This window comes from Pseudomonas oligotrophica, assembly GCF_021726475.1.
GTDB classification, from domain to species: domain Bacteria; phylum Pseudomonadota; class Gammaproteobacteria; order Pseudomonadales; family Pseudomonadaceae; genus Stutzerimonas; species Stutzerimonas oligotrophica.
Genome location: NZ_JAKJRU010000002.1, coordinates 163343 through 183938 on the forward strand (window position 1 = coordinate 163343; position 20596 = coordinate 183938).

Here is a 20596-nt window from a genome sequence, read left to right on the forward strand (position 1 = left end):
AGCAGGCCATGGATGGCGCGGCGCGAGCCTGCCTCCCGCCGGCACGAGACAGGAGCCCCGGACGCCGATTTTCGCGTTCGGGGCTTTCGAGCATGGGGACCTGCCAGGCAGTTCGGCAGGCACCCGGGGGTCCGCAACAGTCGGCCGCAAGGCCGTGACGGAGCGGGGTTCCATGCAAGGCACCGGGCTTGCCCGGACAAAAAAGCGGTTCACAACAAAAACAGGAACCAACAATGAGTCAAACACTACTGTCCATACTGGCCTTCGTGCCGCTGGTGCTGGCGGGTGTCCTGCTGATCGGCTTTCGTTGGCCGGCCAAGTACGCGATGCCGCTGGTTTTCGTCCTTACTGCGCTGATCGGCCTGTTCGCCTGGGACATGACGTTCAACCGCGTCCTGGCCTCGACCCTGCAGGGGCTGATCCTCACCGCGGCGATCCTCTGGATCATCTTCGGTGCGATCCTGCTGCTGAACACCCTCAAGCACTCCGGCGGGATCGCCGCGATTCGCCGTGGCTTCTCCAACATCAGCCCCGACCGCCGCGTCCAGGCGCTGATCGTGGCCTGGCTGTTCGGCTGCTTCATCGAGGGCGCCTCGGGCTTCGGCACGCCGGCCGCGGTCGCCGCGCCGCTGCTGGTGGCGCTGGGCTTCCCGGCGCTGGCGGCGGTGGTGCTGGGGATGATGGTGCAGTCGACCCCGGTGTCCTTCGGTGCCGTGGGTACGCCGATCCTGGTCGGTGTGGGTGGTGGTCTGGACAAGACCGGCATCGGTGAGCAACTGATCGCCCTGGGCAGCAACTGGGATGTGTTCTTCCACCTGATCTTCTCGCGGGTGGCGATCATCCACGCCCTGTGCGGCATCCTCATGCCGCTGATCATGCTCAGCATCATGACCCGCTACTTCGGCCGCAACAAATCCTGGGCTGAAGGCCTGGCGATGGCGCCGTTCGCGGTGTTCACCGGCCTGTGCTTCGTCATCCCCTACGCCGCTGCCGGCGTGTTCCTCGGCCCGGAATTCCCCTCGATGATCGGCGCGCTGGTCGGCCTGGCCATCGTCGTGCCGGCGGCCAAGGCGGGCTTCTTGCTGCCCAAGGAGAGCTGGGACTTCGCCCCGGCCAGCGAGTGGCCGGCCGAGTGGATGGGCAAGATCGAGATGAAGCTCGACGACGTCGCCGGCAAGACGCCGATCTCCGTGCCGATGGCCTGGGCGCCGTACCTGCTGCTGGCCGTGTTCCTGGTCATCTCGCGGGTGTTCCCGGACGTCAAGGCGGCGCTGATGTCGATCAGCTTCGGCTGGAAGGACATCCTCGGCGAGACCGGCATCGCCGGTACCCTCGAGCCGCTGTACCTGCCGGGTGGCATCCTCTGCATGGTGGTGATCGTCACCTTCTTCCTGCACCGCATGCGGGCGGGCGAGCTGGTCGCCGCGGTCCACGAGTCGAGCCGTACGCTGCTGGGTGCCGGCTTCGTGCTGATCTTCACCATCCCGATGGTGCGGATCCTGATCAACTCCGGCGTCAACGGTTCGGACCTGGTGTCCATGCCGGTGGCCATGGCGCAGCTGGTGGCCAACAGCGTGGGTAGCGTCTACCCGTTCTTCGCCCCGGCAGTCGGTGCGCTGGGTGCCTTCATCGCCGGCTCCAACACCGTGTCGAACCTGATGCTGTCGCAGTTCCAGTTCAACACCGCAGGCCTGCTGGGCATCTCCGGTGCGCTGATGGTGGCATTGCAGTCGGTCGGTGCGGCGGCGGGCAACATGATCGCCATCCACAACGTGGTGGCGGCCTCGGCCACCGTCGGCCTGCTCGGTCGCGAAGGGATCACCCTGCGCAAGACCATGCTGCCGACCCTGTACTACCTCATCCTGGCCGGCAGCATCGGCCTGATCGGGTTCTACGTGATGGGCATCAGCGATCCGCTGGTCGCCGCTCGCGGCTGAGCGCCGTAGCGCTGTGACGACGGGCGGCCCAGGCCGCCCGTTTTCTTTTGTCGCCTGGGCGACCAGCCTGTTCTGGTATAGCCTGCGGCGCAACGCAATGAAGCGAGGTGAAGCATGAAGAAATGGCAGTGCGTGGTCTGTGGTTTCATCTACGACGAGGCCGAGGGCTGGCCGGACGACGGCATCGCCCCCGGCACCCGCTGGGAAGACGTGCCCGAGGACTGGGTCTGCCCCGACTGCGGCGTCGGCAAGATGGACTTCGAGATGATCGCCATCTCCTGATCCGATTCACCTGAAGCGAGGAGCCTTCGTGAGCGCACCCATCGTCATCATCGGCACCGGCCTGGCCGGCTACAACCTGGCGCGCGAGCTGCGCAAGCTGGACGGCGAGGTCCCGCTGCTGCTGATCACCCGTGACGACGGGCGCTCCTACTCCAAGCCGATGCTCTCCACCGGCTTCGCCATGAACAAGGATGCCGAGGGCCTGGGCATGGCCAGCGCCGGCGCCATGGCCGAGCAGCTCAAGGCGGAGATCCGCACCCACACCGAGGTGACCCGGCTGGAGCCCGCGGCGCAGCGCATCTGGCTGGGCAACGAGCCGGTCGCCTACCGCGACCTGGTGATCGCCTGGGGTGCGCAGGCGCTGCGTGTGCCGCTGGCGGGGGATGCGGCCGAGGCGGTCCACCCGGTCAACGACCTGCTCGACTACGGGCGCTTCCGCGCCGCGGCGCATGGGCGCAAGCGCGTGCTGATCATGGGCGCCGGGTTGATCGGTTGCGAGTTCGCCAACGACCTGCGCCTGGGCGGCTACGAGGTCGACGTGGTGGCCCCGGCCGAGCAGCTGATGCCCGGCCTGTTGCCGCCGCAGCCGGCCGCCGCGGTGCGCCAGGGGCTGGAGACGCTGGGCGTGCGCTTTCACCTGGGCACCCTCGTCGAACACCTGGATCGCCACGACGAAAGCCTGCAGGCGCAGCTTGCCGACGGCCGCACGCTCGATTGCGACCTGGTGGTCAGCGCCGTCGGCCTGCGCCCGCGCACCGAACTGGCGGCCCAGGCCGGGCTGGCGGTGGCGCGCGGCATCGCCGTCGACCGCCAGCTGCGCACCAGCGCGCCGCACGTCTATGCGCTGGGCGACTGCGCCGAGGTCGATGGCCTCAACCTGCTCTATGTGATGCCGCTGATGAGCGGCGTGCGCGCCCTGGCGCGCACGCTGAGCGGTACGCCGACCGAGGTCAGCTACGGTCCCATGCCGGTCACGGTCAAGACCCCGGCCTGCCCCCTGGTAGTCTCCCCGCCGGCCGCCGATGCCGAGGGCCGGTGGGTCGTCGAAGGGCAGGGCACGGACATCAAGGCGCTGTACCTCGACCGTGACGACAGGTTGCTGGGCTACGCCCTGACCGGCGAGGCGGTGAAGGAGAAACTCGCGCTCAATCGCCAGCTGCCGCCGGTGCTGGCGGAACTGCCGCAAGCTCTGACGCTAAAGCCTTCGCCGTGACTAAGCCATGAGTCGTAGAGGACTGGCGCAGGTGCTAGCAGCGTGCCATTCTCCCTGAGTCTGCCCAGCCAGAGCTGTCGCAGCGCCTTCAGGGCTGTCCGCGGACAGCCAGGACACAACAACAACAAAGTCTCAGAGGCTACCAATGCGCAAACCGGAACTCGCCGCCGCCATCGCCGAGAAGGCCGATCTGTCCAAGGACCAGGCCAATCGCGTTCTCAACGCCCTACTGGACGAAATCACCAATGCGCTGAATCGCAAGGACAGCGTCACCCTGGTCGGTTTCGGCACCTTCGTCCAACGCCATCGCGGTGCCCGCGCCGGCAAGAACCCGCAGACCGGCGAGCCGGTCACCATCAAGGCCAGCAACACCGTAGCCTTCAAGCCCGGCAAGATGCTGCGCGACGCCATCAACTGATGCGCCCTCCCGGAGCCTTCGGGCTCCGGGCGATCTGACCGCCCGGTCCCGGGCGGACCCGCCGTTACCCGAACTTCTCCGCTGCCGACCAGCCGCTACAATGCGGCGAATTTCCCGCGTCGGATGCCAATACGATGAAATTCCGTTTCCTGCTGTGGATGCTCGGCCGCCTGATGGCCAAGGCCAGCCGCCGCAATCCCGAGTTCCAGCAGCAGCTGGGTGACAAGGACCTGACCTTCCAGCTGCATACCCTGGACGGCAAGGTCGCCCGGCACTTCGTGGTGAAGGACCAGCGCGTCACCAGCAAGTGCGGCCCGGCGAGCGAGCCGGCGTTCTCGCTGGGGTTCAAGGATGCCGCCTATGGCTTCGCCACCCTGACGGCGAAGAACAAGCAGCTGGCGTTCATGCAGGGCATTCAGGACAAGCACATCCAGATCCAGGGCAATCCGGCGCTGGTGATGTGGTTTCAGGGGCTGACGAAATACCTGAAGCCGAAAAAGAAGAAGTAGTTTCGCCCTGATCCCGCGATCTGGTGCCCTCATGTCGGGGAGCTGGGCTCCTGGCTCGTCAGACGCAGACCTGCAGGCTACCTGGGGTGGAAAACGCTGCGCGGCTTTCCACCCTACGGCCCTTCTGGTGCCAAATCCCTCACGGCCCTACACCTCCTCCCGCCAAACCCTCGCCTCGCCCTTCAACCACTCCCGAAACGCCACCAGCCCCGCCGATTCGACCTTGCGCTCCGGAATCATCAGGTAGTACGCCCGCGTCTCGCTGCGATAGGCCTGCGGATGCGCCAGCACCAGCCGCCCCTCGGCCAGTTCCCGCTGGATCAGGAACGGCGGGACCAGCGCTACCCCCATGCCATGCTCGGCCGCCTGCGCCAGCATGGAGAACAGCTCCAGCCGCGGACCGGTCATGTCGCGGGCGACCTTCAGCCCCAGCGAGTCGAACCACTGCCGCCAGGCATAGGGCCGGGTGGTCTGCTGCAGCAGCGGCATGTCCGCCAGCGCCTGGGCGGTGAAGGGCTGGCCGTCGCTCAGCAGGGAGGGGCTGCACACCGGCTGCAGGTCCTCGGGCATCAGGTAGTGCGCCTCGGTACCGGACCAGTCGGCGTCGCCGAAGTAGATGGCGGCATCGAACTCGGTGTCGGCGAACAGGAAGGGCCGGGTACGGTTGGTCAGGTTCACCGTGATCTCCGGGTGCAGCGCCTGGAAGTGCCTGAGCCGCGGCACCAGCCACTGGGTGCCGAAGGTCGGCACCACGGCCAGCTCGATGCTCATGGCGCCCTGCTGGCCCATCACCGAGAGCGTGTCGCGCTCCACCGCGTCCAGCTGCGCGGCGATGCGGCGGGCGTAGGACTGGCCGGCGGCGGTGAGCTTCACGCCGCGCCGTGAGCGGCGGAACAGCGCCAGGCCGAGGAATTCCTCCAGCCCGCCGATCTGCCGGCAGATCGCGCTCTGGGTCAGCGCCAGCTCGTCGGCCGCGCGGGTGAAGCTCTCGTGGCGGGCGGCTGCCTCGAAGGCGATCAGTGCGGCGGTACTGGGAATCTTGCGGCGCATTATGCGAAGACCTCACGGGATAAGCCTGCTGGTGGTCGCAAAGCTTATCTCGGAGTGAGCAGAACGCACAGCTGGATGCGAAATCCTCGTTTGCGACGCAGCGGCGCCGCGCCTAGGATCTGTCCATCCCGCCCGCACGACCGCGGTGTCGAAGACCACAAGAGGAGCCCCCATGGCCGGCAAAGCAAGCTTCAACTGGATCGACCCGCTGCTGCTCGATCAGCAGCTCACCGAAGAAGAGCGCATGGTGCGCGACAGCGCCGCGCAGTTCGCCGCCGACAAGCTGGCGCCGCGGGTGCTGGAAGCCTTCCGCCACGAGCACACCGACCCGGCGATCTTCCGCGAGATGGGCGAGACCGGCCTGCTTGGCGCGACCATCCCCGAAGCCTACGGCGGCAGCGGGCTGAACTACGTGTGCTACGGCCTGATCGCCCGTGAAGTGGAGCGCATCGACTCGGGCTACCGCTCGATGATGAGCGTGCAGTCCTCGCTGGTGATGGTGCCGATCAACGAATTCGGCAACGAGGCGACCAAGCAGAAGTACCTGCCCAAGCTGGCCAGCGGCGAATACATCGGCTGCTTTGGCCTCACCGAACCCAACCACGGCTCCGACCCGGGTTCGATGGTCACCCGGGCGAAGAAGGTCGACGGCGGCTACCGGCTGACCGGCAGCAAGATGTGGATCACCAACAGCCCGATCGCCGATGTCTTTGTGGTCTGGGCCAAGGATGACGCCGGCGAGATCCGCGGCTTCGTGCTGGAGAAGGGCTGGCAAGGGCTGTCCGCCCCGACGATCCACGGCAAGGTCGGCCTGCGCGCCTCGATCACCGGCGAGATCGTCATGGACAACGTGTTCTGCCCGGAAGAGAACGCCTTCCCCGACGTGCGCGGGCTGCGTGGCCCGTTCACCTGCCTGAACAGTGCCCGCTACGGTATCAGCTGGGGTGCGCTGGGCGCCGCCGAGTTCTGCTGGCACACCGCCCGCCAGTACGTGCTCGACCGCCAGCAGTTCGGCCGCCCGCTGGCGGCCAACCAGCTGATCCAGAAGAAGCTGGCCGACATGCAGACCGAGATCACCCTGGCCCTGCAGGGTTGCCTGCGCCTCGGCCGGATGAAGGACGAGGGCACCGCCGCGGTGGAAATCACCTCGATCATGAAGCGCAACAGCTGCGGCAAGGCGCTGGACGTGGCGCGCCTGGCTCGCGACATGCTCGGCGGCAACGGCATCAGCGACGAGTTCGGCGTGGCCCGGCACCTGGTCAACCTGGAGGTGGTGAACACCTACGAGGGCACCCACGACGTGCACGCGCTGATTCTTGGCCGCGCGCAGACCGGCATCCAGGCGTTCTTCTGACGACGCCGTAGGGTGGAAAACCGCGCCAGCGTTTTCCACCTTTGCTCACGGTCCCGTATTCACTGGTGGAAAAGACCTGTGGTCGTTTTCCACCCTACCCATGAAGGAAATCCGCGATGCCCGGCGCCCTGTCCCATATCCGCGTCCTCGACCTGTCGCGCGTGCTCGCCGGGCCCTGGTGCGGGCAGATCCTCGGTGATCTCGGCGCCGAGGTGATCAAGGTCGAGCGCCCCGGCACGGGCGACGATACCCGCCACTGGGGCCCGCCCTATCTCAAGGACCAGCACGGCGAGAACACCTCGGAGGCGGCCTATTACCTGACCGCCAACCGCAACAAGCAGTCGCTGACCGTCGACTTCACCCAGCCCGAGGGCCAGCGCATCATCCGCGAACTGGTGGCGCAGTGCGATGTGCTGCTGGAGAACTTCAAGGTCGGCGGGCTGGCCGCCTACGGGCTGGATTACGAAAGCCTGAAGGCGATCAATCCGCAGCTGATCTACTGCTCGATCACCGGTTTCGGCCAGGACGGGCCCTACGCCACACGCGCCGGCTACGACTTCATGATCCAGGGCCTCGGCGGGCTGATGAGCCTGACCGGGCGCAGCGATGCGGAGGAGGGTGCCGGGCCGGTGAAGGTCGGCGTGGCGCTGACCGATATTCTCACCGGCCTGTACGCCAGCGTTGGCGTGCTCGCTGCGCTGGCACATCGCGAACGCAGCGGCGAGGGCCAGCATATCGACACGGCACTGCTCGACGTGCAGGTCGCCTGCCTCGGCAACCAGGCGCTCAACTACCTCACCACCGGCGTGGCGCCCAGGCGCATGGGCAATGCCCATCCGAACATCGTGCCCTATCAGGATTTCCCCACTGCCGACGGCGACATCATCCTCACCGTCGGCAACGACGGTCAGTTCCGCAAGTTCTGCGAGGTGGCCGGGCGTCCCGAGTGGGCGGCCGATCCACGCTTCGCCACCAATCGCGCGCGGGTTGCCCATCGCGCCGAACTGATTCCGCTGATCCGCCAGGTCACGGTGTTCCGCACCACGGCCGAATGGGTCAGTGCGCTGGAGCAGGCCGGCGTGCCCTGCGGGCCGATCAACGACCTGGCGCAGGTGTTCGCCGACCCGCAGGTGCAGCATCGCGGGCTGAACGTCGAGATGCCGCACCCGCTGGCCGGCCGCGTGCCGCAGGTGGCCAGCCCGCTGCGGCTGTCCGCCTCGCCAGTGGAATACCGCGACCCGCCGCCGTTGCTCGGCGAGCACAGCGAGGCGCTGTTGCAGCGCCTGCTGGGCATGAACGACGAGCAGATCGCCGGCCTGCGCGCGGCCGGCGTCATTTAGCTCAGAAGCCTTCCAGCACGATCTTGCCGCGGGCCTTGCCGCTTTCCAGCAGGGCATGGGCGCGGCGCAGGTTGGCCGCGTTGATGGTGCCGAAGTGCTCGCCGAGGGTGGTGCGCAGCACGCCCTGATCGACCAGCTGGCTGACGCGCTGCAGCAGGTGGTGCTGCTCGATCATGTCCGGCGTCTCGAACAGTGAGCGGGTGAACATCAGCTCCCAGTGCAGCGACAGACTCTTGCGCTTGAGCTTCATCACGTCCAGCGGCCGGGCCGGATCGTCGATCAGCGCCAGGCGGCCCTGGGGCGTCAGTGCCTCGACCAGCTGGTCGAAATGCTGGTCGGTCTGGGTCAGGCTGGCGACATGGCTGACGCTGGCGAAACCGGCGCGCTGCAGCTCGGCGTGCAGCGGCTGGCTATGGTCGATAACATGATGGGCGCCGAGTTCGCGGGCCCAGGCCTGGGTTTCCGGGCGCGAGGCGGTGGCGATCACGCTGACCTCGGTGAGCTGGCGGGCCAGCTGCAGCATGATCGAACCGACCCCGCCGGCGGCGCCGACGATCAGCAGCTGCTGCCCGGCGCCCTGGCCCTCCACCAGTTGCAGGCGTTCGAACAGCAGCTCCCAGGCGGTGATGGCAGTCAGCGGCAGTGCGGCGGCCTCGGCGAAGCTCAGGCTCCGCGGCTTGCGCCCGACGATGCGCTCGTCCACCAGATGGCGTTCGCTGTTGCCGCCGGCGCGGGCGATGGAGCCGGCGTAGAACACCTCGTCGCCGACCTTGAACAGGCTGACTTCGCTGCCCACCCCGACCACCACGCCGGCGACGTCCCAGCCCAGCACCTTCGGCTGACCGGCCTCGGGCTGGGTGTTGCGGCGTACCTTGGTATCCACCGGGTTGACCGAAATGGCGCGCACCTCCACCAGCAGGTCACGCGGGCCGGGTACCGGCTCGGGCAGTTCCACGTCCTGCAGGGCGCGGGGATCGTCGATGGCGTGGGATTCGAAATAGGCGACCGCTTTCATGCTGTTGCTCCATTGGGTTCGGTTGAGTGCGGGCATGCTCGTTTATTTGACGCGGCGGAAAAACGGGGCGATAAGCGAGGCTCTTTCAACAGGATTTTGAAAATGCTGCGTATCGACGACCTCCAGCTGTTCGTCCGCACCGCCGACAGCGGTAGCCTTTCCGCGGCCGCGCGTGGGCTCGACGTGTCGCCGGCGGTGGCCAGTGCGGCCTTGAAGCGCCTGGAGGCGAGCCTGGGGGCGCGACTGTTCGCGCGCTCCACGCGCAGCCTGCGTCTGACCGCCGAGGGAGAGGCGTATCTGCTGCATGCCCGGGCAGCACTGGCCAGCCTGCACGAGGGCGCCCAGGCACTCGCTGGCGGCCGCGAGGCGATCAGCGGCGTGCTGCAGCTGTCGGCGCCATCGGACTTCGGTCGCAACGTCCTGCTGCCCTGGCTCGACGAATTCCAGGCGCGTCATCCGCAGTTGCAGCTGCGCCTGCTGCTCGGCGACGGGCTGACCGACCTGTTCCGCCAGCCGGTGGATATCGCCCTGCGCTATGGCGAGCCGCAGGACTCCAGCCTGGTGGCGCTGCCGGTGGCCGCGGGCAATCGCCGGGTGCTCTGTGCCTCGCCAGGCTACCTGCAGCGCCACGCCGCGCCGCGCACGGTGGCCGACCTGCAGGCCCACAACTGCCTGCGCTTCATGCTCGCCGGCCGCGTGCATGACCGCTGGTGCTTCGAGGACGGCCGCAGCTCGCTGGCCGTGCAGGTTTCCGGGGACCGGCTCAGCGATGACGCCGACGTGGTGCGCCGCTGGGCGCTGGCCGGCGCCGGGCTGGCCTACAAGTCCTGGCTGGATGTCGCCGACGACGTCGCCACGGGGCGCCTGCAAGTTCTTCTGCCGGAACTGGGCGGCGAGCCCGCGCCCTTGAACCTGCTCTGCGCCCATCGCGCGCAGCTGGGCCAGCCGGTGCGGCTGCTGCATGAGCATCTGCAGCAACGCTGTGCCGGGTTGCTGGCGCAGGCGCCCTGGCCGCTGCGGCATCCGGCCCCGGCGCGCCGGCCCTGAACTCTTGCGCCGGCTGGCTATCCTTAGAGGAACACTTCGGATCGATGGACGAACGGATCATGCGAACCCTGCGCTTCACCCACGCCTGGCACCTGGCGGTCGTGCTTTTCATCTCGTCGCTGCTGGCCGGCTGCGGCATCAACAACATCCCGCAGTACGACGAGCAGGTGAAATCCGCCTGGGCCCAGGTGGAAAACCAGTACCAGCGGCGCGCCGACCTGATCCCCAACCTAGTGGAGACGGTCAAGGGCTTCGCCCGCCAGGAACAGGAGACCCTGACCGCGGTGATCGAGGCGCGGGCCAAGGCCACTTCGATCCAGGTCGATGCCAGCACGCTGGACAATCCCGAGCAGCTGCAGCGCTTCCAGCAGGCGCAGAACCAGCTGTCCGGTGCGCTGAGCCGGTTGATGGTGGTCTCCGAGCGCTACCCGGAGCTCAAGTCCAACCAGAACTTCCTCGCCCTGCAGTCGCAGCTCGAAGGCACCGAGAACCGCATCGCGGTGGCCCGGCGCGATTTCATCGCCGCGGTCGAGCGCTACAACACCGAGATCCGCACCTTCCCCGGGCGTATCTGGCACACGCTGATGTACAGCGACATGCCGATCCGCGAGACCTTCGAGGCCACCGCGACCAACGCCGAGCAGGCGCCGCAAGTGAAGTTCGAATGATCCGCGCGCTGTGCCTGCTCGGCCTGCTCCTGCTGGCCGGCCCGCTCGCCGCGCAAGAGCGCGACCTGCCGGCGCTGAGCGGGCGGGTGGTCGATCGCGCCGGGTTGCTCGACGCCCAGACCGAAGCGCGCCTGACCAGCCTGCTGGCCGGTCATGAGCAGCGCAGCGGCGGCGAGCAGCTGGTGGTGGTCACCGTGCCCGACCTCGGCGGGCGCAGCATCGAGGACTTCGGCGTCGAGCTTGGGCGCGCCTGGGGCATCGGGCAGAAGGGCGAGGACAACGGCACACTGCTGATCGTCGCCCGCGACGAGCGGCGGATTCGCATCGAGGTCGGCTATGGCCTGGAAGGGCGCCTCACCGACGCGCAGTCCTCGGTGATCATCAATCGCATCATGGTGCCGGCGTTCCGAGACGGCGACTTCGCCCGCGGCATCCTCGATGGCGCGACGGCGATCATCCAGGTGCTCGGCGGCGAGCCGCTGCCGGCCGAACTGCGCCCGGTGGTGCCGCTGCAGGGCGAGCAGCCCGGCGGGCTCGGCTTGCTGATGTTCTTCGCCATGCTGGTGGTGATCTTCCTGCTCGGCGGCGGCCGTGGCGGGCGCGGCGGCGGGCGTGCCTTGCTGCTCGGCGCACTGCTCGGCAGCCTGGGCCGCGGCGGTGGCTTCGGCGGCGGTGGTGGCTTCGGCGGCGGTGGTGGCTTTGGTGGCGGCGGCTTCGGCGGGGGCGGCGGCGGTTTCGGTGGCGGCGGCGCTTCCGGCGGCTGGTAAGGAGAGAACATGACGCTACTGAGCGAAAGCGAGCTGCAACAGATCGCCGCGGCGATCGAGCGGGTCGAGGCGCACACCGATGCCGAGCTGGTGACGGTGCTCGCCGCGCGGGCCGACGACTATCGCTATATCCCACTGCTCTGGGCCAGCCTGATCGCCCTCTTGCTGCCCGGTGCGCTGCTGTTCTTCAGCGGCTGGCTGAGCGCCTGGCAACTGGTGCTGGTGCAATGGGCGACCTTCGTGGTGCTGGCGCTGCTGTTCCGCCTGCCGGGGCTGACCACCCGGCTGATTCCGCCGGCGGTGCGCCGCTGGCGGGCCTGCAACCTGGCGCGCCGGCAGTTCCTTGAGCTCAACCTGCACCATACCGACGGCGAGACCGGCATGCTGATCTTCGTCTCCGAGGCCGAGCGCTACGTGGAGATTCTCGTCGACCGTGGCATTTCCAGTCGCATCGACAACAGCGCCTGGCAGGCCGTGGTCGCCGCGTTCACCAGCAAGGTCCGCGAGGGGCAGGTGCTCGAGGGTTTTATCGCCTGTATCGAATCCTGCGGCGAGCTGCTGCGCGAGCAGGTACCCAAGACCCACCCGCGCAACGAGTTGCCCAACCGGCTGGTGGTGCTGGACTAGCAGCGGCCGGGTGGCGCCGTGTCTGCCTACGCGGGCAAGGCCGCGACCGGGGCTATCGGTGGATGCTTCGGCCATCCATCCTACGTGGCTTGCTGGAGCGTAGGGTGGAAAACGCGCGCAGCGCTTTTCCACGCAGTGGGCGAGGGGCGCGCAGGTTCGGGTGGCGGGTGGCGAGGGCTGCGGGCGGGGCTTCCGGTGGATGGCTTCGGCCATCCACCCTACGCAGTGCTCGTTGGAGCGTAGGGGGGGAAAACGCGCGCAGCGCTTTTCCACGCAGTGGGCGAAGGGCGCGCAGGTTCGAGTGGCGGGTGGTGGGTGGCGAGGGCTGCGGGCGGGGCTTCCGGTGGATGGCTTCGGCCATCCACCCTACGCAGTGCTCGTTGGAGCGTAGGGTGGAAAACGCGCGCAGCGCTTTTCCACCGAAGCCGTTACCGGGGCGCGCCGGCCTCAGGCCATTCCCGGCCCGTCGTCGCGCGGGTTGTCCTGCGGCGACAGCTCGAAATGCTCGGCATGTTCCAGCGCGCTGGCGGCGACGCGATCGATGGCATGCAGCACATGGCCGACGATATGGCTGACGCTGGCTTCCTGCGACACCTCCGGCAGCGTGGCGATGGCGGCGTAGACGGCCTCGCCCGGCACGGTTTCCTCGTCCAGCAGGCGCGTGGTGATCGCATCCAGCGCCGGGCGGATGCGCTGCAGCAGCGCCAGGCAGTCGCGTTCGAGCTGGCGCAGCAGGTCGTCGGCGGCGCGGATGGCTTCGCCGGAGTCGAACTCGATGTGCGCATCGCGCACCGCCTGCAGGCTGAGCAGCGAGCCGCTCGGGCTCATGCCCAGCGCGCCGACCATCGACAGGGCGATCTTCGAGGCTTCCTGCAGGTCCTGCCCGGCGCCGGACGACACCTCGTGGAAGTACAGCTGCTCGGCACCGCGGCCGGCGAGCAGCATCTGGATGCGCGCGCGCAGCTCCGAATGCAGGTGCAGGCGCTTGTCCTCCACCGGGGTGACCAGGGTGACGCCGAGCGCCTGGCCGCGCGGCAGGATGGTGACCTTCTCCACCCGGCCGACCTTCAGCGCCGCGGCGACCAGCGCGTGGCCGGCCTCGTGGACGGCGATGCGCTTGCGCTCGGTTTCCGACATCGGGCTGACACCGGCAGGCTTCTCGCCGATGCGGCAGGTCTCGATGGCGTCGACGAAATGCCCCATGGCGACGCTGCCGGCCCCGGCGCGGGCGGCCAGCAGCGCGGCATGGTTGACGATCTGGGCGATGGCTGCGGGCGTCAGGCCGACGGTATTGCGCGCCAGCTGGGCGAAGTCCAGGCCCTGCTCGGCACGCACGCGGCCGGCATACAGGCGGAACAGCGCTTCACGGTCATCGAGGCCGGGCAGGCCGACGGCGATGCTGCGGTCGAAGCGGCCCTCGCGCACCAGCGCCGGGTCCAGCGAGTTGGGGAAGTTGGTTGCGCCGAGCACCAGCACGCCGCTGCTGCCGTCGAAACCGTCCAGCTCGGCGAGGAACTGGTTGATGATGCGGTTGCTCTCGGCATCGCTGGAGCGCTGTTGTTCGGCGCGCTTGCCGATGCCGTCGATCTCGTCGATGAAGATGATGCACGGTGCCTGCTTGCGCGCGGTGCGGAACAGGGACTTGACCTTCTGGATGCCGACGCCGAAGTACATCGAAGAGAAGTCGCTGCCGGTCACCTGGATGAAGCTGGCATTCGCTTCCCCGGCCAGCGCCTTGGCCAGCTGGGTCTTGCCGGTACCGGGTTCGCCGGTCAGCAGCACGCCCTTGGGCGGGCGCGCGCCGAGCCGCGCGTAGGCCTGCGGGTCGCGCAGGTAGGCGGTGACGTCGCGCAGTGCCTGCTTCGCCTCGCTGGCGCCGATCACGTCGTCGAAGCTGACCTCGCTGCGCTTGCGCTGGATCTGGAAGCCGCTGCTGCGTACCGCCAGGTAGACCAGCGCCAACACCAGCACCAGGGCGAAGGGCAGGTAGGGCAGGAGCGTCTTGAACCAGCCGGCTTCGGCGTCGGTCTCGTAGAGCGCCAGCGGGAACAGCGGGGCCGTGGTGGCGGCATAGTGGTTCAGCAGCAGCTCGGCCGCGCGCCCGGAGATGTCCGGCACCCAGTAGCGGGCACCGTCCTGAGCGGTCACGTAGACCGCGTCCGGCGCCAGCGCGGCGCTGGCGATCCGCTGGCCGCGCAGGTCGCCGACCAGCTGCGAGAGGTCGCCACGGTTGGCTTGCCAGGGAGCGCGGGAATCCTTCAACTCGGCGAGCATGGCGGCGGCCGTGCCGGGTTCTGCGGGCGTCGTCGGGACGGCCGGGCGCAGCGCCCAGAAGGCCAGCGCGGCGCCGGCGAGCAGCAGCAGGGCGAGGAGCGCAAGGCCGCGTTGGCCCTGCAGGAGGCGTGGTTTCTTCATTTCACATCCAATCGGGACAGCCCGATGCATCGACAAACAACCGCCTAGGCGGACCACAGTTTTTTCGCGGGCCGACCCGCAAGCACGTCACATAGTGCTTTGCGGCCACAGGCTTATGGATGTGAGTTATGTGCTCGACCGCTGGTCGGATTCCCCCGCTCCGACTGCTGGCGAGGATACGGCAAGCGTCGCCCGGCTTGGCGCGGTGCGACGAACGGAGGGTCGCTTTGCGACGAATGACCGGTGAGGGCTGGAACTCGAATCGGGGTTTGGCAGCCATGGCGCGCTGCTCGGGCACGTACTCGTGGCCAATCGATCAGGGGCCATGGAGGATCTTTTCGGGCGTTCGAGGCTCGCCCTTGACTGGGAGCGGTTGTACAGCGGCGTGCACTTTTTGCCCGAGCCGACGGAATCTCCGGGCATTGTCGCTGCCAGAGAAAGGCAGCCGTAACAGGGGAGGTTTGGCTATCCATGTATCGAGCTTCGCGGTTCTGTGCCCTGCTGGTCGGGCTGAGCTTGGGCGTGGATGCCTTCGCGGCGGCCCTGCCCGAAGCCATCGGGCTGGTGCGGGCGGTCGATGGGCTGGCCGTTTTTAGCAGTCGCGGGCACGAGGCTCCGGCGCAGGTCGGCCAGGCGTTGGTGGTCGGTGCCACCCTGAGCACGGCGGCGGGCAGCCTGGGCCTGGCTTTGGTCGACGGTACGCGCCTGGTCCTGGGCCCGCACAGCCGCCTGCAGCTCGAGACCTTCCGCTTTGCGCCTGCCGCCGGCGAGCTGGCGTTCCGGGCGCGCCTGCAGCGCGGCAGCCTGTACGCCCATGGCGGCGAACTGGCGCGGCTGGGCAAGGGTGCCTGGCGCATCGAGACCGCCGGCGGCGAGGTCAGCCTGGACGGCGAAGCCGCGGTGCTGGTGAGGGCGGGCCGATGAGTGCCTGGCGCTGGGTGATCCTGCTTGCCGGATTGGCGCTGGCGGGCTGCGGCACCAGCCAGGTCGTGCTGCTCGAAGAGGGCGGGGCGGGTACGGCGACGCTGCAGACTGCCCGGGAGCGGGTGGTCCTCGAGCAGCCGGGCGATGCCGCCTCGGTCACTGCCGGCGCCGTGCAGCGGTGGCAGGCGAGCGCGGCCGCGCCGGACTGGGGCGCCGCGTCGCTACCGCCTGATCCGCTTCGCTTTCGCCTGTACCTGCGCGATGCCGGCGCACTGAGCCGTGAGTCGGAAGGGACATTCGCCGAGGTGCTGGGCGCCATGCGGCAACGGGCGCCGGCGATGGTCAGTGTGGTCGGTCATACCGATTCGCTGGGTGAGGCCCGCTACAACGAGCAGGTGGGAATGCAGCGGGCGCAGCAGCTGGCGAGGCGACTGCAGCGGAGCGGGGTCGAGGTGTTGCACTGGCGGGTCGCCTCGCATGGCGAGGCGGACCCGCTGGTAAAGACCCCGGACGAGACCTACGAGCCGCGCAACCGGCGGGTCGAGGTCTGGGTGCAGTAGCGGCCGCTCAGCGGGGCCCGGCTGGACGCCCCGCAGCGCGGCAGCGACTTGGCTTGCCGGGTGTCGGGCTCAGTCGAGCACCATGATCGCGTCCATTTCCACCTGCGCGGCCTTCGGCAGCGCGGCGACGCCGATCGCGGCGCGGGCCGGGTAGGGCTGCTGGAAGTAGCGGCTCATCACCTCGTTGACGGTGGCGAAATTGCCGAGATCGGTGAGGAAGATGTTCAGCTTGGCCACGTCCTTGAGCGAGCCGCCAGCCGCTTCAGCGACCGCCTTGAGGTTCTCGAACACCTGCACGGCCTGGGCTTCGAAGCCCTCGACCAGCTCCATGGTCTGCGGGTTCAGCGGGATCTGCCCGGACAGGTAGACGGTGTTGCCGGTCTTGATGGCCTGCGAGTAGGTGCCGATGGCGGCCGGGGCCTTGTCGGTGCTGATGACGGTGCGGGACATGGGATCTCCTTCGGGGGTGCGGCACACCTTGAGTGGCGAGCCTCAAGTGAAGAGTGAAAGCTGCGGAGAAGGATTCTAACCCGGTATTGCGCGCAAACAGTGGCCGCGGCATGCGCCTGCCTGCTCACCAGGATCCATAGGGGATGCCGTGTTTTTCGATATAGGCTCTGGATTCGGGCTCTAATGGCAGTGCGTACTGGCCGCCGGTCTTGCCTTGGGATGGCCCCTTGGGCTCGATTTCCGCCTGGGCGCGCAGGACTTCGATGGGCCCGCCGCAGGTGCTCATGACCCAGCCCCTGACCACGCCGCCAGGGGCGAGGCCCAAGGCGAGGGCTTCACGGTATTCACTGGCGGGACAGGGCGGGTCGAGGCGCTCGCTCATCAACTGTCGCGCACGTTCGGGGATATCGAGAATGACCCGGTAGGTCTGGGGCTCGGCCAGGGATTGCCAGCGCAGGTAGATGCGCTTGGGCAGATCGGCGCCATTGACGTAGCGTCCCTTGCCCCAAGTCTTCGGCCAGCCTCTGGCATTTCCTGTTCCGTCTGTGGGCAAGTGCACGGATACGGTACCGCTGCCTACATGGAAAAACCTATATCCGCGAATATCTTCCACATCGGCGGTTTCTACCCAGGTCTCCATATGGTCCGGGGCCAGGAAGCCCAGGCGCCAGTACTTATAGGGCAGGCTTCCGGGGTTTCTCTCGGCGCAGCCGCCGAGAAACAGTAAGGCCAAGATGAGCGGCAACTTGGAGGCGGTCATGATTGCTTGCCTGCTCACCAAGAGCCGTAGGGGATGCCGTGTTTTTCGATATAGGCTCTGGAGGTTTCCGAAAGGAAGTAATACTCGCCATCGGATTGCCCGCCATAAGGCCCCTTGGGCTCGATTTCCGCCTGGGCGCGCAGGACTTCGATGGGCCCGCCGCAGGTGCTCATGACCCAGCCCCTGACCACGCCGCCAGGGGCGAGACCCAACGTGAGGGCATAACGGTAATCACTGGCTGGGCAGGGTGGATCAAGCCGTTCGCTCATCAATTGCCGGGCGCGTTCGGGAATGTCCAGGATCACCCGATAGGTCTGGGGTTCCGCCAGGGACTGCCACCGCACGTAGATGCGCTCGGGCAGATCGGCGCCATTGACGTGGCGCCCCGCGCCCCTGCCGAAGCGTTCACCCCAGCCGGCAGCGTTCCCTTGGCCTTCTGGCGGGGTACGAACGGCAACTATGCCGCTACCTACGTGAGAAAAATTACGTCCACGAATATCTTTCACGCCGGCGGTCTCTACCCAGACCTCCATATAGTCCGGCGCCAGAAAACCCAGGTACCAGTATTTGTACGGCAGGCTTCCGGGGTTTCTCTCGGCGCAGCCGCCGAGAAACAGTAAGGCCAAGATGTGCGGCAACTTGGAGGCGGTCATGATCGCTTGCCTGCTCACCAAGAGCCGTAGGGGATGCCGTGTTTTTCTATATAGGCTCTGGATGTTTCCGAAAGCGGCCGATGGGCCCCTTGGGAGGTTCCTTCATAGGGGCCCTTTGGCTCGATTTCCGCCTGGGCGCGCAGGACTTCGATGGGCTCGCCGCAGGTGCTCATGACCCAGCCCCTGACCACGCCGCCCGGTGCGAGTCCCAAGGCGAAGGCTTCCCGGTATTCGCTGGCGGGGCAGGGCGGATCGAGCCGCTCGCTCATCAACTGTCGGGCGCGTTCGGGGATATCGAGAATGACCCGGTAGGTCTGGGGCTCGGCCAGGGATTGCCAGCGCACGTAGATGCGCCGGGGCAGGTCGGCGCCGTTGACGTAGCGTCCCTTGCCCCAAGTCTTCGGCCAGCCTCTGGCATTTCCTGTTCCGTCTGTGGGCAAGTGCACGGATACGGTACCGCTGCCTACATGAAAAAACCTATATCCGCGAATATCTTCCACATCGGCGGTTTCTACCCAGGCCTCCATATGGTCTGGAGCCAGGAAGCCCAGGCGCCAGTATTTGTAGGGCAGGCTTCCGGGGTTTCTCTCAGCGCTGGCACAGCCGCCGAGCATCATAAGTAACAGCACAAACAGCGGTGCTCTCATCGCTTTTTCTCCAGGGGTCGCTCGGTATGGCGTATCCGTCCGCGCTTGGCCGGGGCATTGACGAAGACCACATCGAGCACGCTGCCGCCCCGCCCCGCGGTGGCATTCCAGTTGGCTGATAGATGGATATAGCGCTGGCGCAGCAGGCGCTCCTCTTCCATATCCAGCGCGCCGTTGCCGCTTCTGGCCCAGGCCAGCAGCTTGCCGCTGATAGGTACAAGCTCTGCGGGTAGAGAGAGTTTGCTGTCTTGTTCGTCGATGAAATCGAGCGGAACGCCTGCTTCCACCGCAAGCGCATGCATGACCCGCAGATACACCCGCGAAAGGTGCCCGTAGACCCTGCGCTCCAGATAGGGCGCCGCCAGCACGTACTTCATCTGGTCGCCGCGCCCGTCGCTGGACGGCATGAAGTGTTCCCAGGCGTCCGTTCCCAGCTGTGCGGTGCGGTCTAGTGGGTCGAGAAGGTCGGCCTGGCGGGCGAGTTCGGTGTCTTGCTGCGCCTGTTGGTAGGCCAGCGTGTTGGATGGGGTGGTCGTTCGGCTGACCCAGTTGCTGCGTGGGCGTATGGGGTAGAGCCGCTCGCGGCACAGTGGCTGGTAGCCGCCGCCCAGGTCCGAATGGGCGCCGGGCAGCACGATCTCCCGGTGCGGCGGGGAGACCTGGTTGAGGGCGAAGTTGCGCCGGTATTCGTCGCGGGCGACCAGATGCACCACCTGGCGGGCCGCATCGGGCGCCAGATGGAGATCGATTCCGCCGTTGACGTCATCGCTGGGATCGCCCCAGTCGTCCCAGCCGCCGATAGCGGCCACGGTATCGAACAGACCTATGAAGTTGATGACGACGGCGTCTCGCCAATCGAAGCCGGTTGCCATGCCGAGCTTGCCCGTACGGTGCAACTTGCCCAGCGGCCCCTGTTCGCGCAGGACGATCCGATTGGCGAAATGCCGGGCCGCCGCCGCGCCACGGCTGAAGCCGAAGATGTCCAGCTCCAGCCGGGCCAGTGTGCTTTCGGAGTTTTTGTCGTTGAAGCTAACCAGCGCTTTTTCCAGCAAGGCCAGGCCTTCGTCGACCTTGGCCAGCACGCCCGTGGCGCCGCGACCAAAGGCCTGACCGGGAAATAGGGTGTCCGGCTTGCCGGAGGTCGTACCGATACCTGCGACATATATAGGAAAGTAGGCAGCGAGTGCATCTGAGGCTTCTTTCGCTTCAGAGTCTTCTTGGTAGAGGTTGTATAGCCGCCAGATATTGCTCACATCGTTGGCATAGCTGCTGTCCGGATCAAGGTGATGGGCTTCGCAGTGCTGGACCATGGCCAGCGCTTCCTGCTCGCCGAGGCCGAGCGCTGGTGCGCGGCACTGGGCGCCGATCGCGCTGTTGGCGGCATTGTTGCCGGTGCCGTCGAAGAATACGCCGATGCGCAGGGTGATGGCCTGGCGCACCTTCTGCTGCGGCTGCTCGTCCAGCTCTTCCTCTTCGTCCTCATCTTCCAGCCCCAGTGGGGCGAGGTCGCCGGGCTCTTCCTGCCAGGCGCGGGCGATGGGGGTGGTTGGCCGTTGGGGCAAGGCGGGGCTGGCCGGCATGGCACGCGCGGAGGTGGCGATATTCAGCGGCCCGGGTGGCACGAAGGGCGCCGGGGTGTGCGAGGTGCCGATGATCACGGTGCCCGAGCCGCCGATCACTACGCTGCCGTGGTCGCCGAGGCTGCCCAGGGTGGCGGCTGGTTTGCCATTGATCAGCACATTGGGAACGAGATTGCTCGACAGGGTGCTGCCGCAGCCGGTGCTGTCGCCAGCGCGGGCGGCGGGTAGACCGTCGAAGAAAACATCGGGCGAGCCGCTCGCGATGGGGTTGTTCCCATGCCCGGCCTTCGGGCAGCTGCTGGAATCGCCCAGGCGGGCGGCGGGTTTGCCGGACATGACCAATTTCCTTATCGGTATGCGAGGCGGCACCTTGCCTAAAC

The 20596-nt window shown here is 67.4% G+C and carries 21 protein-coding genes; 13 read left to right on the plus strand and 8 right to left on the minus strand.

Translation table 11 applies throughout. The features are described 5' to 3' along the window. Positions 1–233 precede the first annotated feature (233 nt). The 5 genes from L3N39_RS04680 (at position 234) to L3N39_RS04700 (ending at position 4359) form a co-directional block, all read left to right on the plus strand. Entirely contained in the window at positions 234–1937 is a 1704-nt protein-coding gene (locus L3N39_RS04680) for an L-lactate permease (protein ID WP_237256127.1), read from the plus strand. 114 nt (positions 1938–2051) lie between these two features. Then, positions 2052–2219 carry a rubredoxin gene (locus L3N39_RS04685; protein ID WP_043218103.1) on the plus strand — a complete coding sequence of 56 codons (168 nt, stop codon included), beginning with the start codon at positions 2052–2054 and terminating at the stop codon, positions 2217–2219. 28 nt (positions 2220–2247) lie between these two features. Next, the gene (locus L3N39_RS04690; RefSeq protein WP_237256128.1) at positions 2248–3432 is read left to right on the plus strand and encodes an NAD(P)/FAD-dependent oxidoreductase; all 1185 of its coding nucleotides are present in this window, start codon (positions 2248–2250) and stop codon (positions 3430–3432) included. 145 nt (positions 3433–3577) lie between these two features. Next, positions 3578–3850, plus strand: a complete 273-nt coding sequence (locus tag L3N39_RS04695; protein ID WP_237256129.1) for an HU family DNA-binding protein — start codon at positions 3578–3580, stop codon at positions 3848–3850. Positions 3851–3984: 134 nt separating this feature from the next. Next, positions 3985–4359: an SCP2 sterol-binding domain-containing protein gene (locus L3N39_RS04700; RefSeq protein ID WP_237256130.1), complete on the plus strand. Its 375-nt coding sequence runs from the start codon at positions 3985–3987 to the stop codon at positions 4357–4359. Between the two features lie 147 nt (positions 4360–4506). Here L3N39_RS04700 and L3N39_RS04705 read toward each other — a convergent pair whose 3' ends face one another. After that, complete coding sequence (locus L3N39_RS04705; RefSeq protein ID WP_237256131.1) at positions 4507–5409, minus strand: LysR family transcriptional regulator; 903 nt, start codon at positions 5407–5409, stop codon at positions 4507–4509. A gap of 172 nt (positions 5410–5581) precedes the next feature. Here L3N39_RS04705 and L3N39_RS04710 point away from each other — a divergent pair, with 172 nt between their 5' ends. Beyond that, entirely contained in the window at positions 5582–6763 is a 1182-nt protein-coding gene (locus L3N39_RS04710; protein ID WP_237256132.1) for an acyl-CoA dehydrogenase, read from the plus strand. Between the two features lie 116 nt (positions 6764–6879). Next, entirely contained in the window at positions 6880–8103 is a 1224-nt protein-coding gene (locus L3N39_RS04715) for a CaiB/BaiF CoA transferase family protein (RefSeq protein ID WP_237256133.1), read from the plus strand. Between the two features lies 1 nt (position 8104). Here L3N39_RS04715 and L3N39_RS04720 read toward each other — a convergent pair whose 3' ends face one another. Then, a complete protein-coding gene (locus L3N39_RS04720) occupies positions 8105–9118 on the minus strand; it encodes a zinc-binding alcohol dehydrogenase family protein (protein WP_237256134.1) in 1014 nt (337 codons plus the stop codon). A gap of 102 nt (positions 9119–9220) precedes the next feature. Here L3N39_RS04720 and L3N39_RS04725 point away from each other — a divergent pair, with 102 nt between their 5' ends. From L3N39_RS04725 to L3N39_RS04740, 4 genes are read left to right on the plus strand one after another with little or no spacing between them, the layout of a single operon-like run. Then, positions 9221–10165 carry a LysR family transcriptional regulator gene (locus L3N39_RS04725; protein WP_237256135.1) on the plus strand — a complete coding sequence of 315 codons (945 nt, stop codon included), beginning with the start codon at positions 9221–9223 and terminating at the stop codon, positions 10163–10165. A 59-nt stretch (positions 10166–10224) separates the two neighbouring features. After that, entirely contained in the window at positions 10225–10833 is a 609-nt protein-coding gene (locus tag L3N39_RS04730; protein ID WP_431977999.1) for a LemA family protein, read from the plus strand. Further along, positions 10830–11600 carry a TPM domain-containing protein gene (locus L3N39_RS04735; RefSeq protein WP_237256137.1) on the plus strand — a complete coding sequence of 257 codons (771 nt, stop codon included), beginning with the start codon at positions 10830–10832 and terminating at the stop codon, positions 11598–11600. The genes L3N39_RS04730 and L3N39_RS04735 overlap by 4 nt, the downstream gene beginning before the upstream one ends. Positions 11601–11609: 9 nt before the next feature. After that, on the plus strand, positions 11610–12227 hold the full coding sequence (locus L3N39_RS04740; RefSeq protein WP_237256138.1) for a TPM domain-containing protein: 618 nt from the start codon (positions 11610–11612) through the stop codon (positions 12225–12227). A gap of 447 nt (positions 12228–12674) precedes the next feature. On the opposite strand, the gene L3N39_RS04745 is transcribed toward L3N39_RS04740, so the two are convergent. Next, entirely contained in the window at positions 12675–14642 is a 1968-nt protein-coding gene (locus L3N39_RS04745; protein WP_237256139.1) for an AAA family ATPase, read from the minus strand. 471 nt (positions 14643–15113) lie between these two features. Between L3N39_RS04745 and L3N39_RS04750 the strand changes: the two genes are divergently transcribed. After that, the gene (locus L3N39_RS04750; RefSeq protein WP_237256140.1) at positions 15114–15566 is read left to right on the plus strand and encodes a FecR family protein; all 453 of its coding nucleotides are present in this window, start codon (positions 15114–15116) and stop codon (positions 15564–15566) included. After that, positions 15563–16126, plus strand: a complete 564-nt coding sequence (locus L3N39_RS04755; protein WP_237256141.1) for an OmpA family protein — start codon at positions 15563–15565, stop codon at positions 16124–16126. Before L3N39_RS04750 ends, L3N39_RS04755 begins: the two co-directional genes overlap by 4 nt. A gap of 69 nt (positions 16127–16195) precedes the next feature. On the opposite strand, the gene L3N39_RS04760 is transcribed toward L3N39_RS04755, so the two are convergent. The 5 genes from L3N39_RS04760 to L3N39_RS04780 all read right to left on the minus strand — a co-directional run bounded on the left by L3N39_RS04760 (position 16196) and on the right by L3N39_RS04780 (position 20552). Further along, a complete protein-coding gene (locus L3N39_RS04760; protein WP_237256142.1) occupies positions 16196–16576 on the minus strand; it encodes a RidA family protein in 381 nt (126 codons plus the stop codon). Between the two features lie 124 nt (positions 16577–16700). Next, positions 16701–17336, minus strand: a complete 636-nt coding sequence (locus L3N39_RS04765; RefSeq protein ID WP_237256143.1) for a DUF2931 family protein — start codon at positions 17334–17336, stop codon at positions 16701–16703. 14 nt (positions 17337–17350) lie between these two features. Next, on the minus strand, positions 17351–17989 hold the full coding sequence (locus L3N39_RS04770; protein ID WP_237256144.1) for a DUF2931 family protein: 639 nt from the start codon (positions 17987–17989) through the stop codon (positions 17351–17353). 14 nt (positions 17990–18003) lie between these two features. Beyond that, positions 18004–18636 (minus strand): DUF2931 family protein, encoded by a 633-nt coding sequence (locus tag L3N39_RS04775; protein WP_237256145.1) that lies wholly within the window; start codon positions 18634–18636, stop codon positions 18004–18006. After that, positions 18633–20552, minus strand: coding sequence for a PAAR domain-containing protein (locus L3N39_RS04780; protein ID WP_237256146.1), 1920 nt, complete (start codon positions 20550–20552; stop codon positions 18633–18635). Before L3N39_RS04780 ends, L3N39_RS04775 begins: the two co-directional genes overlap by 4 nt. Positions 20553–20596: the final 44 nt, after the last annotated feature.

Excerpts from the sequence above, each read along its gene's own strand:
- L3N39_RS04710 (WP_237256132.1), top strand. The coding sequence starts at position 5,582 with ATGGCCGGCAAAGCAAGCTTCAACTGGATCGACCCGCTGCTGCTCGAT.
- L3N39_RS04735 (WP_237256137.1), top strand. The coding sequence starts at position 10,830 with ATGATCCGCGCGCTGTGCCTGCTCGGCCTGCTCCTGCTGGCCGGCCCG.
- L3N39_RS04745 (WP_237256139.1), bottom strand. The coding sequence starts at position 14,642 with ATGAAGAAACCACGCCTCCTGCAGGGCCAACGCGGCCTTGCGCTCCTC.
- L3N39_RS04765 (WP_237256143.1), bottom strand. The coding sequence starts at position 17,336 with ATGACCGCCTCCAAGTTGCCGCTCATCTTGGCCTTACTGTTTCTCGGC.
- L3N39_RS04680 (WP_237256127.1), top strand. The coding sequence starts at position 234 with ATGAGTCAAACACTACTGTCCATACTGGCCTTCGTGCCGCTGGTGCTG.
- L3N39_RS04700 (WP_237256130.1), top strand. The coding sequence starts at position 3,985 with ATGAAATTCCGTTTCCTGCTGTGGATGCTCGGCCGCCTGATGGCCAAG.
- L3N39_RS04715 (WP_237256133.1), top strand. The coding sequence starts at position 6,880 with ATGCCCGGCGCCCTGTCCCATATCCGCGTCCTCGACCTGTCGCGCGTG.
- L3N39_RS04755 (WP_237256141.1), top strand. The coding sequence starts at position 15,563 with ATGAGTGCCTGGCGCTGGGTGATCCTGCTTGCCGGATTGGCGCTGGCG.
- L3N39_RS04740 (WP_237256138.1), top strand. The coding sequence starts at position 11,610 with ATGACGCTACTGAGCGAAAGCGAGCTGCAACAGATCGCCGCGGCGATC.
- L3N39_RS04695 (WP_237256129.1), top strand. The coding sequence starts at position 3,578 with ATGCGCAAACCGGAACTCGCCGCCGCCATCGCCGAGAAGGCCGATCTG.
- L3N39_RS04750 (WP_237256140.1), top strand. The coding sequence starts at position 15,114 with ATGTATCGAGCTTCGCGGTTCTGTGCCCTGCTGGTCGGGCTGAGCTTG.
- L3N39_RS04730 (WP_431977999.1), top strand. The coding sequence starts at position 10,225 with ATGCGAACCCTGCGCTTCACCCACGCCTGGCACCTGGCGGTCGTGCTT.
- L3N39_RS04780 (WP_237256146.1), bottom strand. The coding sequence starts at position 20,552 with ATGTCCGGCAAACCCGCCGCCCGCCTGGGCGATTCCAGCAGCTGCCCG.
- L3N39_RS04705 (WP_237256131.1), bottom strand. The coding sequence starts at position 5,409 with ATGCGCCGCAAGATTCCCAGTACCGCCGCACTGATCGCCTTCGAGGCA.
- L3N39_RS04775 (WP_237256145.1), bottom strand. The coding sequence starts at position 18,636 with ATGAGAGCACCGCTGTTTGTGCTGTTACTTATGATGCTCGGCGGCTGT.
- L3N39_RS04720 (WP_237256134.1), bottom strand. The coding sequence starts at position 9,118 with ATGAAAGCGGTCGCCTATTTCGAATCCCACGCCATCGACGATCCCCGC.
- L3N39_RS04725 (WP_237256135.1), top strand. The coding sequence starts at position 9,221 with ATGCTGCGTATCGACGACCTCCAGCTGTTCGTCCGCACCGCCGACAGC.
- L3N39_RS04760 (WP_237256142.1), bottom strand. The coding sequence starts at position 16,576 with ATGTCCCGCACCGTCATCAGCACCGACAAGGCCCCGGCCGCCATCGGC.
- L3N39_RS04770 (WP_237256144.1), bottom strand. The coding sequence starts at position 17,989 with ATGACCGCCTCCAAGTTGCCGCACATCTTGGCCTTACTGTTTCTCGGC.
- L3N39_RS04685 (WP_043218103.1), top strand. The coding sequence starts at position 2,052 with ATGAAGAAATGGCAGTGCGTGGTCTGTGGTTTCATCTACGACGAGGCC.